Genomic DNA, 14,061 nt, shown 5'->3' on the forward strand with positions numbered 1-14,061 from the left:
ATTTAATTTCCAATTGTATAAATTAAAATAGCCATCAAGCATTGGAATAAAATTGTATTCTTAGGTTGATGGCTATGCGGGGGTCCTAGCGAAGGTGACGACCTTGACATCGTACTACAGGGCTGTTTGAAGGTGGTAAAGGCCACGACCCGTGCTGATGCATCGGTGATGTTATATCGTTTATTTAAGCGTTTATAAATATCAGCTGTTTTAAATTTTTAGTAACACTAAACGGTAGAATCGGAAGAGTCTGTAACTTTTGCTTGAAGGGTGAGAGAACGTATAGGAGGAATATTATGCCACTAAGTAGTATCGTATTAATAGCGTTTAGTATAGGAATAATGATTTTTATGAGTGTAAGACTTATTAGACAATGGAACATCAACAATAATTCACCGAAGGTAAGAATAGAGGCTGTTGTTGACCAAAAGAGGTACGGAAATAATTACCATAATGCTGCCAATTCTATTACGACCAAAACATACTATATATCTTTTAGAAGTGAAGCAGGTGAGATTTTAGAGTTTATCGTGCCAGAAGCTGTTAATACTATTGTCCATGAAGGTGATGCTGGTACACTTGAATATCAAGGCACTAGATTCTTAGGATTTAATGGTTAGCAAGCTCACCCCTAGGGCCTCGCTAAAACCCCAGGGGTCCAATTATTTTAATGTAAATAAATTCAATTAAAATAAATGAATATTAGAGTAGTTATTTCAAATAATATAATCAAGTATAGATAAACAACTTTAATGGAATATGGATCACCAAGAGAATTGAATATGGAAGAAGCTTACATTGTACATTATGCAGAGTATATTAATGCAACTATGAACAAGATTTCACAAATAAAAAAAGATGTTCCTCCTGGAACTTGGTCAGAATATGATAGAAGGATAGGGACAAAACTTTATCTTTAATTAAAAGCAAATGAGGACATTGAATGTCCTCATTAAGACCCTTGTGGATAAACAATTTTACAAAAGAAGAAAGAGAGTCCACTAAGTGAACTCCCTTATATATTTATCATATTTAATTTTTAATTGAGTAGAGCATAGTATTTCTTCTAAAACCAAATGTTGTATTTTGCCTTATCTTATAGATTAAAGCCTCTTATTTATAAAATTCTACTATCCTCTAAAATTCTAATCTGGTACATTGGTCTATCCCCTTTCTATTAGTGAATCATCTAAGTTTCTAATGAAAGTCAATATGCTTTGGAATCACTTCCGTTTTTGTACTTTTTTAAAATTTATTTTGTTTATGTGTATATAGTAACATAATAATCGGTGGTTGTAAAGAGTTAATTTTAATTAATAATAATTATTTGTAAATACTTTGGATGTAGATGTGAAATTCTATTAAATTAGTTCCAAATTATATCTGCATCTTTTCTTGGTGCTGTTCTTTTAAATTTAACATCAGGATAACCAAGTACCATACAAGTTACTACATCTTTTCCTTCTTGAACTCCGATTAAATCTTTAAGAGCTTTATTTGATTGTGCAGCTCTTATGAAAAATCCACTAAAGAAAGTTCCAAGGTCTACGGCATTAGCCATAAGTTCCATATTTGAAGAAGCTAAAGCTCCATTTACTGGTGAATTTGCTGTAACTATTACTAGAGTTGGAGCATTAAAGAATAATCTATCATTTTCTTCAGGATTTTCTTTATGCTCATGGTACATGTTTACCCACATTTCAGCATATCTTTTATACATCATAGTTTCTGGAGTTAAATTTGCTAGCATATGTTCTCCAACGTTTTTTAAAGTTGTATAAGTTAGATCTTTTACTTCTTCCATTTTTTCTTCTATTACGATAAAAGAGACATCTTGCATATTGCTTCCTGTTTGAGTAAATCTTCCTGCTTCTATAATTTTAGATAGTTTTTCTTTTTCTACTTCTTTATTTTTAAATTGTCTTATAGATCTTCTAAACTTTATAAAATTCAATAAAGTATCTGAACCTATGTGGAATTTTTCTTCATTATATTCTACTACATCGTCCATATTATACGCGTCTGTTGATATAGCATTTACAGGACATACTGCGATACAATGACCACATTTAAAACAAGTTACATTATTCATAGTAGCTTTTCCATCTGTAATTTGGATATCGCTTGCTATGCATTCTTTAACACATTGGCCGCAACCTATACATTTTTCACTATTAACTTTCATCATATTTAACACTCCTTATTTTCCTAATTATTATAATTCTTTTGACATATACATAAATAAAATTTATAATCAATTTATTCATTGATATGTTTTTTGAAATGTAATTAAGATTATATATGGAATAGCTTATTATGTCCAATTAATATTTTTCACATAGTAATAACTTTTGGTTATAACATATTATATTTTAATAACAAAAATTTATAATAAATTAAGGAGTAGTTATATATGAACTTACAACAATTAGAATACTTTAAAACCATAGCGCAAACAGAGAATTTTACTACGGCTGCAAATTTAGTTTCTGTAAGTCAACCTGCATTAAGTAAAGCAATCTCTAAACTAGAAGAAGAATTAAATGTTCCTCTGTTTGAAAGAAATAAACGAAAAGTTACAATTACTCCCTATGGAAAAATATTTTTAAAACATGCTAATTTGGCCTTGATGGAAATTGACAAAGGTATTGAAGAAATACAATCTATGATTAATTTTGAGGAAGGTAATATCTCAATTGCTTCTAACTATTGTATTGGTACTTATTTTATGCCTTATATAATTAGTGGTTTTTTAAGCATTTCCCCTGATACTAAATTTCAATTTAATCATGAAACCACTCCAAATATAATAAAAGACTTAAAACAGGGTAAAATTTCCTTAGGGTTTTACGAGAAAATTGAAGATATTGATAGTCATGATGAAATTGAATCAATCCAAGTAAAAAAAGAAAAATATGTTTTAATTGTTCCTAAAAATCATACTCTTTCAAAGGAAACGGAAGTATCGCTGAAAGATTTAAAAGATGAGTCTTTTATTGTTTATTGGGATGATAATAAAGATAAAGTACTTTCTTATTCTGAATTTATAAATTACACGAAAAAAATCTCAATTGAACCTAATCAAGCAAATATGCTAGGTGGATTAGTAGCTGGAGGGGCTGGCATTACAATTGTTCCTAATACTCCACTTATTAATACAAGTACTCTTTCTATTATAAATATAAAAGAAACTATTGGGTATAAAACCATTTATATGGGATGGCTTAAAGACTCCAATCTGTATTCTAATACACTTAAATTTAAAGATTATGTTTTATCATTAATTTAAAGAAAAAAATATAAGGAAGTGTCACAAGTGTGCCAAAGAACTTTGTCCTACTAATGAATCTAGTATTTCACCATTAATTGAAATCTTTTAGCACTGGTGTCTTTAGTGGTTTTATTGAAAAGTGGTTTTTGTTATAATATAAGTAAAAAAGAAATAATGGAGGCATATTATGGCATTATTTAATTGTAATTATAGTTCTAGTTTAATGAATAAATATATGGCGATGAATGTTATTTTACCCAATGAAGATGCGCAAGCAATAAAAGATAAGGAAGGGAAATTTGCTGTGATTTATCTACTTCATGGTTATACGGATGATTATACAAAATGGCAACGCTTAACATCTATTGAGCGATATGCAAATGATATGGGTATTGCTGTGGTAATGCCAGAGGCTGGGAAATCTTTTTATACAGATATGGCTTATGGGGACCCTTACTTTTCTTACATAACTGAAGATGTACCAGCTCATGTACAAAAATGGTTTCCAATCACCTCGGACCCAGAATATACCTCTATTGCAGGTATTTCTATGGGGGGCTATGGCGCGATGAAAATTGCACTTACTTATCCTGATAGATATAAAAGTGCTGCTACATTTTCAGGAGCTCTTGCTATGGCTCAGTTACTACAAACTAAGATAGAAGATGATGTTGAAGAGTGGCTAAAACGTCTTACTAAAGATTTGCCATTGATCTTTGGTGAAAATGTTGATATTACAGGAACTAAAGATGATGTCTTTTGGTTAGCATCTCAATTGAAAGCTTCAGGGAAAACAATACCAAAACTTTATCTAAGCTGTGGCACTGATGATTTCATTTATGAAGAAACTGTGGCATTTAAGAACTACTTAGAATTTTTAAATATACCTTTTGATTATAGCGAAAGACCAGGGGGACATGAATGGAAATTATGGGATGATGAAGTGAAGAAATTTATTGAAATGATTTGCAATTGGTACTTCTGATACCTTTTTCATATATCAATTCAATGATTATATCTAATATAGTATACATCTAGTACTTTAGAACTACAATGATTTTTTAAATGGTGAAAAAACATTAAATTATTATTTGCTAAAAAAGTATAGAGTATGAGGAGAAATGTTTTTAATATTTATTATAAAAAATTTTTATTCAGATATAAAAAACTTATGCTATAATATAATGAATTTATAGTAATAAACAAAAATATTGAGTGAATATGAGGTAAAACTAATGAATAGTAGAGAAACATTTTATATGCCTGCAGAATGGCAACAGCATAAAGCAACAATAATAGAATGGCCAGTTAAAGAGTCTATGTGTTGGCCTCAAAATTACAAGGAAGTCATTGGAGGATATGCAAGTGTAGTAAAGTCTATTGCACAATTTGAACCTGTAGTTGTTATTGCAAGTGAGAATACAAAAGAAGAAGTATATACTTATTGTGGTGAAATGCCAAGTATTGTAGTTATTCCTCATAATGATGCATGGGCTCGTGATAATGGACCTACTTTTGTTATAAATAACCAAAATGAAATAACTGGACTAAGCTGGAACTTTAACGCTTGGGGAGAAAAGTATTTTCCTTATGACCTAGACAATGAAGTGGCATCAAAACTAATAGAACATTTGAATATTCCTTGTATAGAAGTGCCTATTGTACTTGAAGGAGGTTCTTTTCATGTTGATGGTGAAGGCACATTGTTATCTACAAAGCAATGTTTATTGAACGCTAATAGAAATCCTGATTTGTCACGTGAAGAAATTGAAGAAGTTATAAAAAAACAACTTAATATATCTAAAATAATCTGGCTTAATAAGGGATTATACGGTGATGAAACAGACGGTCATATCGATAATATTGCTTGTTTTACTAAAGCAGGAACGGTGCTTATACAAACCTGTTACGATGAACAGGACCCAAACTATTATATAACAAAAGAGAATTTAGAAATTTTGAAAAATACAAAGGATGCAAAAGGAAGAAGTTTGGAAATTATAGAAATACCAAATCCACCTACAAGATATTATGAAGGAGAAAGATTAACTTTAAGTTATCTGAATTTTTATTTTGTAAACGGAGGAATTATATTACCTGTTTTTGGAGAAGATGCAGAAGAAACAGATAAGGAAGCAGAAGCAATTCTTCGAAGAGTTTTTCCAGAGAGAAAGATTATTAAAGTGGATGGAATGAGTTTAATTAAAGAAGGCGGAAATGTTCATTGCATTACTCAACAAATTCCGGAAGTTATTAGTAAGTAGAGATAAGAGATTGGAGGATTGAATAAATGAGAAAAATTAAGGTTGCAGCCACACAGATGAGCTGCTCGTCTAATATAGAAGAAAATTTGATTAAAGGTGAAAAATTAGTAAGAGAAGCAGCGGATAAGGGAGCTCAGATTATTCTTTTGCAAGAACTTTTTGAAACACCGTATTTTTGTCAAACAGAGAAAGAAGAATTTTATGAATATGCAACAGAGCTAGAAAAAAATAAGGCAGTTAAGCATTTTAAAGAAATAGCTAAAGAACTAGAGTTAGTATTACCTATTAGTTTTTATGAAAAAAAGAATAATGCAATGTATAATTCTCTAGCAGTTATAGATGCTGATGGTGAAATTTTAGGAGTATATAGAAAAAGTCATATTCCTGATGGACCAGGCTATGAAGAAAAATTTTACTTTAACCCTGGCGATACAGGATTTAAAGTGTGGAGTACAAGATATGGTAAAATCGGCGTAGGAGTTTGCTGGGATCAGTGGTTCCCAGAGGCGGCAAGATGTATGGTGCTTAAGGGTGCGGAAATCCTTTTTTATCCTACAGCCATTGGCTCAGAACCAGAGAATGCTTTAGTAGATTCCAAAGATCACTGGCAAAGATGTATGATTGGTCACGCAGCTTGCAACTTGGTTCCAGTTGTAGCATCAAATCGCGTTGGAACTGAAAAGCAAGATAACTCTTCTATAGACTTTTATGGTTCTTCTTTTATTGCAAATGCAACAGGAGAAAAAATTATAGAAGCAAATCGGAGTGAAGAAACAGTACTCATTGCTGAGTTCGATTTGGCTGCCATAGAAAGGCAGAGGATGGAGTGGGGAATATTTAGAGATCGCAGACCAGATTTATATAAAACTATAATGACTTATGATGGTGAAAGTCGATAGGGGTTATGCAATACTAGCCTTTAGTTGAAAAAGATATATTACTACTTGAACTTTGAAGTAGTGATATATCTTTTAAAGTATTGCACGTTTTATATTTATTTGTTATATTTGAAAAGGAAATTTATAGTAAGGTGGATATAGTGTAATGACTAAAAAGAATGACTTAACAAAAGAGGATATTTTAAAATCTATTGTAAAATTAGCTCTGCCCATTATGGGAACTTCCTTTATTCAAATGGCATACAACATGGTAGATATGATTTGGATAGGTAAACTAGGAAGTAAAGCTGTGGCTGCTGTAGGAACTGCTGGCTTCTTTACGTGGTTAGCTATGGCATTTATTATAATACCAAAGATGGGCGCTGAAATTGGTGTAGCTCAATCTATAGGTAGAAAAAACAAAGGAGAAGCAAAAGGTTACATTACGCAATCTATTCAATTAGGTATCATTTTAGGATTACTATATGGTTCTTTTTTATTATTGTTTAGAAGAAATATTATTGCTTTTTTTCATTTAGGAGATATGGATGTAATCCAAATGGCTCTTAGTTATTTAGTAATAATAGCTATAGGAATGCTGTTTTATTTTCTTAATCCTGTTTTTACAGGTATTCTAAATGGGCATGGAGATAGTAGAACTCCTTTTATTATTAATACTATAGGACTTCTCACAAACATTATTTTAGACCCATTGTTGATTTTAGGGATCGGACCTTTTACTACTTTAGGTGTTAAAGGAGCTGCTATTGCAACGGTTTTTTCTCAACTCTTAGTAACTATAATTTTCATTTTTTTCTTTATAAATAAGACGGAACATTTTAAGGATTTTCATATATTGCAAAAATTCGATAAAAAAATATTAAATTCAATTACAAATATTGGCTTGCCAGCGGCACTTCAAAGTGGTATGTTCACAATATTTTCTATGTTTATCGCTAGGATTATCGCTGCCTTTGGGCCTGTACCAATAGCAGTGCAAAAGGTCGGATCTCAGATAGAAGCAATTTCATGGATGACAGCTAGCGGTTTTGCAACGGCACTTAGCACTTTTGTTGGACAAAACTATGGAGCTAAAAAATGGAAACGTATATATAAAGGATATTTTATGTCGCTAGGAATAGTTACTATTATAGGGGTCATTGCAACAGTTCTTTTGATATTTGGGGCAGAACCTATTTTCACTATTTTCATACAAGAAAAAGAAGCAGTTTCTAAAGGTATCGTATATTTGAAAATTTTAGGGTTATCTCAATGGTTTATGTGTATAGAAATTGCATCGGCAGGGGCTTTTAATGGAATAGGCAAGACAATTCCTCCGTCTATAGTAGGAATTATTTTTAATGGAATTCGTATACCATCTGCCATTATACTATCTTCATATACAATATTGGGACTAGAAGGTGTTTGGTGGAGCATAAGTGTAACCAGTATGTTTAAAGGTGTAATGTTAACGGCGTGGTTTGTTATTCTTATTAAAAGACATCCTGAAATATATAAAATAAGAAACAAGGTAAATATAAGATAGTAAATCTAATATTTCTACTTTGGAACTTTGCGACAGGATATTAATGTGGAATAACAATTTAGTCTAAGCTTCAAATATAAAAAGGCAACGGAGAGAATAATTCTTCGTTGCCTTTTTATTATTGAGTGGCAAAAAAACTAAGAAGTATTATATTATTTTTATAATAATAGATTTGACATAAATACTTTTTTTATGATAGAATATATTTGACCGGTTGACTAGTGAATAATATTACGTTGATAGAGAAATATTATAATATAAAAGGAGAATAAGATTATGAGCTTAAAAAAAGCAATGAATGATTATAATGAACAAGCAACAGCAAAAAGGCCTAAAGAAGTAAATGGTTTAATGGCTAATTCAGCAGAAATATTGGTGAGAGAAGAAATTGGGAAAAATGCTCTTAAAGTTGGAGATAAGATTCCAAATTTCACATTAGGTAATGCTGATGGTAAATCAGTAAATATTTATGATTGCTTAGAACAAGGACCTCTTGTCATTAACTTTTACAGAGGAGCTTGGTGCCCGTATTGTAATTTGGAATTAAAAGCATATGTAGATATATTGCAAGATATAAAAGCATTAGGCGCAAATTTAGTAGCTATATCACCAGAACTTCCGGATAATTCACTTTCATTAAAAGAAAAACATGCAATTGAGTTTGAAATACTTAGTGACTTAAATAACATTGTTGCTAAAGAGTTTGGCTTAGTTTTCAAATTAGATAAAGCTCTTCTTGACCTTTACAATAAGTTTGGATTTGATATAGAAGGTACTCAAGGAAATGATGATGCAGAGCTACCTCTTCCGGCTACCTATGTTGTTGATCAAAATGGACAAATCGTTATGGCTTACGTTAATACTGATTATACTCAGAGACTTGAACCTAGCGATACTTTACCTGTATTAGTAGCTATAAAAAACAAATAGGAAATTATCATAGAATACAAATGCAGCGAAAACTATAAAGTAGTAAAAAAACAAGACTATTATGTGGAAATATCACAAGTAGACTTGTTTTATTTTTGTATAAATTTTATAATTTATGTACTTAAAGTTTTTTAACGTAGGTAGCAAAAGTTTACATCCTCGACAAAGAAAGCGGAGGGTAGTTTACAATAAATGCAAAAGATGGAGTTGTATAATGAAGAAAAAATTAATTCTTATTACATTAGAAAAAAAACCTAGAGAAAAATATACTGGAGATTTAAAAGAATTTTTTGGAAATTGTATAGACATAGAAGGGTATAGTATAAGAGAAGGGATTAGCAAGAAAATTTATGGGGATGTAGCTTTAATAAGTCAATCAGTTTTGCCAAATATTGCTCAAAAATACCTTGATAAGAGTGTGGAAATTGTTTATTTGAGCAAGACTTTTAAAAAAGGAAGCTTAGACCCATTATATAAAATTCCAAAAAATACAGAAGTATTACTAGTAAATAATAGCTCCCTTGGAACGATACAAACAATATCTCTATTGTATGAACTAGGTATCAAACATATTGATTTTAAACCGGTATATCCTGGTGTTTCTGATATACCTAATGTTAAATATACAGTAACGCCAGGTCAAATATCATATATCCCTGAAAATGCAGGGGAAATTATTGATATAGGTTGGAGAGTTATTAATGTTTCTACCTTAATAAATCTAGTTACAAAGCTTGATTTATTAAATTATGAATTTCATAATAAATTAGAAGAATACGCTGAAAAAACTATTTCAGCTAATTCAGGGTTTGATTTTGTTTTTGAAAATACAAATAAGATTAGAAATGAACTTAATATAGTTTTAGATACTATAGATGATGGTGTTATAGTTATAGATAATAATTATAAGATTTTACACTTAAATAAATCAGCAGAAAAGATTTTAGGAGTTGATGATAAGGAACTATTAGGAGAAAAAATTACTAATGGATTACCAGTATCTCTTGAAACTTTTCACAGGGAAGCTATAGAAAATCTATTAGTTAAATATAACCCAACGAATAAAAGCATCCTTATAACTAAAAGAACTATAAAAAATGAAGATAAAATATTTGGCTATGTAATTATTTTAAAAGATAAAACTGAAATAGAAAATCTAGAAAATCAATTACGAAAGCAACTTGTTCAAAAGGGACATATAGCGAAGTATTCTTTTAAAGATATAAAAGGAGTAGGGAATACTCTTATAAGTTGCAAAGAAAAAGCAATTAAAATTAGTAAAATAGACAATCCTGTACTTATTATAGGTGAAAGCGGAACAGGAAAAGAGTTGTTTTCTCAGTCTATACATAATTCTTCTAAGAGGAATAAGAATCCTTTTCTTGCAATAAATTGTGCTACGTTATCATTAGATTTATTAGAAAGTGAATTATTTGGATATGAAGAAGGTGCTTTTACTGGAGCAAAAAAAGGTGGTAAAAAAGGACTTTTTGAGCTATCACATAAAGGGAGCTTGTTTCTAGATGAAATAGGGGAACTACCAATTAACATACAAGCTAAACTTTTAAGAGTTCTTCAAGAAAAAGAGGTTATGAGACTTGGAGGAGCAAGCATTATTCCTGTAGATGTAAGGATTATTGCAGCTACTAATAGGGATTTAAACAAATTAGTGAAAGATGGTAAATTCAGAAAAGATTTATACTATAGATTAAATGTATTTCCTTTAAATTTGCCACCACTTAGAGAAAGAAAAGAAGATATACCTTATCTGATTGAAGATATTTTCAAAGAAATTAATATTAAAAAGAAAAAAATTGATAAGGGACTTATGGAAATATTATATAATAATTATTGGGATGGAAATATTAGAGAATTACGAAACTGTATTGAATATATGGCTTATATGGGGGGGAGTTTATTAACTACAAGAGACCTTCCGCCAGGTTTTACTAAAACAGAATATGATAAAGGAAACCTTATAAAAGAAAGCTTGTTTTTGGGCTTAACAATAGATGATAGCATAATTGCAGAGCAAATAATGATGATTCTTAAATATAGAAGTGCTGGTAGAAGGTTTATTTATAATGAATTGATTAAAAACAGCGTTAATGTTTCAGAATATAAAATTAGAAATATAATGGATTTTTTATATGCTAACGGATTTATTTTACGTGATAAAGGAAGAAAAGGTTCTGTATTGACAGATAAAGGTATTAATATAATAGCTAAGATAAACATGAGGGATGAAAACGGGATGGTATAAAGGTGAAAACCTAATACCATCCCGTTTTAAATGTAAATTCATACACTTTTATAGTGTTTATTTTATAAATATTCTATTGTCATTTTGAAATATGCTGTAATAACTGAAATACTATGTTGCGTAAGGATACAATGGTGAATAAATATTCATAAAAAAGATAATAATTGTAAATTTCACATAAATTCAGAGCAAATTTTGATAAATTATTAATATTGGCATGAGTATTGCTATATAAAGATAACAAATACTTGTTTATACTGAAGGAGGTGAAAAAATGTCTGAAAATAAATATGTTCAAGAAATATTTAGATATCTTCATTCAATACCAGAAATCGGCTTAACTGAAATTCAGACTTCGAAATTTATAGCAGAGGAATTAAGAAAGTTTGGATATGATGTTACAGAAAAAATTGGCGGAACTGGTGTTGTTGCTAAAATGGAAAGTGGTATAGAGGGGCCTATACTAGCTGTTCGTGCGGATATGGATGCTTTAGAGTTTAGTATTGATGGTGAGATAGTGAATATTCATGCTTGTGGACATGATGCACATTCTTCTATAGTTCTTGCAGTAGCAAAGAGTATTTCAGAAAGTGGAATAGAAATAGGTAAGATATTATTTGTATTCCAACAGGCGGAAGAATTAGGTAAAGGAGCAAAATTGATTTCTGAATCTAAAATTTTAGATGAAGTTGATGAAATGGTTGGAATTCATTTAAGACCTATTCAAGAGGCTAAATTAGGAGAAGCAACGCCAGCACTTTATCATGGAGCTTCTAAGATGGTTACGGCCGAAATATGTGGATTAGCATCTCATGGTGCAAGACCTCATTTAGGTGTAAATGCTATAGATGCAGCTGCAATAGCAATAAACTCAATAAATGCTATAAGAATTGATCCTAGAGTTCCTCATTCTGCAAAAGTAACTAAGATAAATTCTACAGGTTCTGCCCATAATATCATTCCAGACAAAGTTATTATAGCTCTTGATTTAAGGGCGCAGAACAATGAAACTATGGATACATTAACAGAAGCAGTTGAAAAGGCTATTATTCAAAGTGCTAAGTCTATCGGTGCAGAAGCAAAAGTTAATGTGGAGGCTGGTCTACCTGCAGCAGAATATGATGCTGACATGATAAAAATAGCTAAAGAAGCTATTGAGGAAGTTCTAGGAGAAGCTTTAGATCCTATTATTACACCAGGTGGAGAAGATTTTCATTATTATACTAAGATGCTTGGAGTAAAAACTGCTTATGTAGGGTTAGGTGCTAACTTGACTCCTGGCTTGCACAATCCAAAAATGAGTTTTGATTTAAAAACATTAGAATACGGTGAAGAAATTCTTATAAAAATTATTAAGAAAAGATTAATGTAATTATTCAATTAATAATCTTAGAAAAAGAAATACAAATATAAACTAAAAAGGGGCGAATTTTTAATGGCTAGTTCTGTTAAAGCAAATAAGGTAAAAGGTAAATTTAAAATTCCAAATACATACACGTTAATTGTATTATTTGTTATAGTAGCTGTACTATTAACTTATATAATACCAGCTGGGCAGTATGAAACAATAGTTGATGAGATTACAGGAAAAACTTTAATTGATCCTGCTTCATTCCACTTTATAGAAAGAACACCTGTTGGAGTAATGGGCTTTCTATTATCCATTACAGATGGTATGACAGGAGCAGCTTCAATAATATTCTTAGTGTTCTTAGTAGGTGGATATTTCCAAATAATTAATGATACTGGAGCTATTGATGCAGCTATAAATCTTTCAGTTAATAAATTAGAGAAAAGAGCTATTTTGGTTATACCTGTGCTTATGGCTATTATGTCTGTATTAGGAGCTCTAGGCATAATTGTAAATGCATCTATTGCATTTATTCCTATCGGAATAGCTTTAGCAAAGAAACTTAAATTAGATCCAATTGTGGGAATGTCAATAATGTACTTAGGTGCATATTCAGGATTTACTGCAAGTCCTATGGGACCTTTTAATACAATCTTAGGTCAAACTATTGCTGGAATACCTCCAATGTCTGGATTTACATTTAGATCAATAGTATGGGCAATAATTTTTATAGTTTCTGTATGGTATGTAATCCGTTATTCTAAAAAACTTCAAGATAATATTGAAAATAGTGTATTAGAAGAAATAGAATGGGCAGAAGGAACAGAAGGATCTAAAGTAGTAGCAGAGTTTAATGTTAGACATGCATTAGTTCTAATAACGTTAATTGCAGGATTTGTATTATATACATATGGATCTTTTAAATTAAAATGGGGACTTAATTATTTAAGTGCTGTAATGTTAGGTGTAGCAATTATAGCTGGAATAATAACTAAAATGAATCCAGATGATATGGCTAAATCCTTTATAGCAGGATGTAAGAGTATGGTTTATGGTGCTCTTGTAATAGGTTTTGCAAAGGCTATAACAATAGTTTTAACTGATGGAAATATAATTCATTCTATCATTTACTATATGTCTATGCCACTTGCAAAAGTTCCAGCTGTGATTTCTGGAGTTTTCATGTTCTATATAAATCTTATTTTTAACTTCTTTGTACCATCAGGTTCAGGTCAAGCTATGGTAGTTATGCCACTAATGGCACCAATGGCTGATGTTGTTAATGTAAGTAGACAGGTTGCAGTTTCTGCATACCAATATGGAGATGGATTCTCAAATGTTGTAATTCCAACATCTGGTGTTTTAATGGCAGCACTTGGAGTTGCTAAAATACCTTATGAAAAATGGTTGAAATTTATGATGCCATTATTTGGAATTTGGGTATTGATTGGAACTATTGCAATTGCTGTTGGTACTTTGATTGGTTGGTCTTAAATTCTAATTAATTGAAAGTAGAAAAAATTTAGTTCATATACTTTTGATAGATGAAAGATAAAGT

General features: G+C 30.6%; 11 protein-coding genes and 1 pseudogene. 11 read left to right on the forward strand and 1 reads right to left on the reverse strand.

Annotation, left to right across the window (positions count from 1 at the left end):
* Window positions 1-296 precede the first annotated feature (296 nt).
* Both ACVHXK_RS04925 and ACVHXK_RS04930 read left to right on the forward strand, forming a co-directional pair.
* On the forward strand, window positions 297-620 hold the full coding sequence (locus tag ACVHXK_RS04925; RefSeq protein ID WP_461205255.1) for a DUF2500 domain-containing protein: 324 nt from the start codon (window positions 297-299) through the stop codon (window positions 618-620).
* A 132-nt stretch (window positions 621-752) separates the two neighbouring features.
* Window positions 753-920: pseudogene (locus ACVHXK_RS04930) on the forward strand (phosphohydrolase); the annotation flags it as partial.
* Window positions 921-1,366: 446 nt separating this feature from the next.
* Here ACVHXK_RS04930 and ACVHXK_RS04935 read toward each other — a convergent pair.
* Window positions 1,367-2,188 (reverse strand): nitroreductase family protein, encoded by an 822-nt coding sequence (locus ACVHXK_RS04935; protein WP_461205256.1) that lies wholly within the window; start codon window positions 2,186-2,188, stop codon window positions 1,367-1,369.
* Between the two features lie 225 nt (window positions 2,189-2,413).
* On the opposite strand from ACVHXK_RS04935, the gene ACVHXK_RS04940 reads away from it, so the two are divergent.
* The 9 genes from ACVHXK_RS04940 to ACVHXK_RS04980 all read left to right on the forward strand — a co-directional run bounded on the left by ACVHXK_RS04940 (window position 2,414) and on the right by ACVHXK_RS04980 (window position 13,997).
* Complete coding sequence (locus tag ACVHXK_RS04940; RefSeq protein ID WP_461205257.1) at window positions 2,414-3,289, forward strand: LysR family transcriptional regulator; 876 nt, start codon at window positions 2,414-2,416, stop codon at window positions 3,287-3,289.
* A gap of 169 nt (window positions 3,290-3,458) precedes the next feature.
* Window positions 3,459-4,256 (forward strand): alpha/beta hydrolase, encoded by a 798-nt coding sequence (locus ACVHXK_RS04945; RefSeq protein WP_461205258.1) that lies wholly within the window; start codon window positions 3,459-3,461, stop codon window positions 4,254-4,256.
* Between the two features lie 250 nt (window positions 4,257-4,506).
* Entirely contained in the window at window positions 4,507-5,535 is a 1,029-nt protein-coding gene (locus ACVHXK_RS04950; RefSeq protein WP_461205259.1) for an agmatine deiminase family protein, read from the forward strand.
* A 26-nt stretch (window positions 5,536-5,561) separates the two neighbouring features.
* Entirely contained in the window at window positions 5,562-6,434 is an 873-nt protein-coding gene (gene aguB / locus ACVHXK_RS04955; RefSeq protein ID WP_461205260.1) for an N-carbamoylputrescine amidase, read from the forward strand.
* 145 nt (window positions 6,435-6,579) lie between these two features.
* Window positions 6,580-7,959, forward strand: coding sequence for an MATE family efflux transporter (locus tag ACVHXK_RS04960; protein ID WP_461205261.1), 1,380 nt, complete (start codon window positions 6,580-6,582; stop codon window positions 7,957-7,959).
* Window positions 7,960-8,235: 276 nt separating this feature from the next.
* On the forward strand, window positions 8,236-8,889 hold the full coding sequence (locus ACVHXK_RS04965; RefSeq protein ID WP_461205262.1) for a peroxiredoxin-like family protein: 654 nt from the start codon (window positions 8,236-8,238) through the stop codon (window positions 8,887-8,889).
* 214 nt (window positions 8,890-9,103) lie between these two features.
* Window positions 9,104-11,152, forward strand: coding sequence for a sigma-54 interaction domain-containing protein (locus ACVHXK_RS04970; protein ID WP_461205263.1), 2,049 nt, complete (start codon window positions 9,104-9,106; stop codon window positions 11,150-11,152).
* Between the two features lie 274 nt (window positions 11,153-11,426).
* Complete coding sequence (locus ACVHXK_RS04975) at window positions 11,427-12,524, forward strand: amidohydrolase (RefSeq protein WP_461205264.1); 1,098 nt, start codon at window positions 11,427-11,429, stop codon at window positions 12,522-12,524.
* A gap of 63 nt (window positions 12,525-12,587) precedes the next feature.
* Complete coding sequence (locus ACVHXK_RS04980) at window positions 12,588-13,997, forward strand: YfcC family protein (RefSeq protein WP_461205265.1); 1,410 nt, start codon at window positions 12,588-12,590, stop codon at window positions 13,995-13,997.
* Window positions 13,998-14,061: the final 64 nt, after the last annotated feature.

This window comes from Clostridium sp. DL1XJH146 (assembly GCF_054819755.1).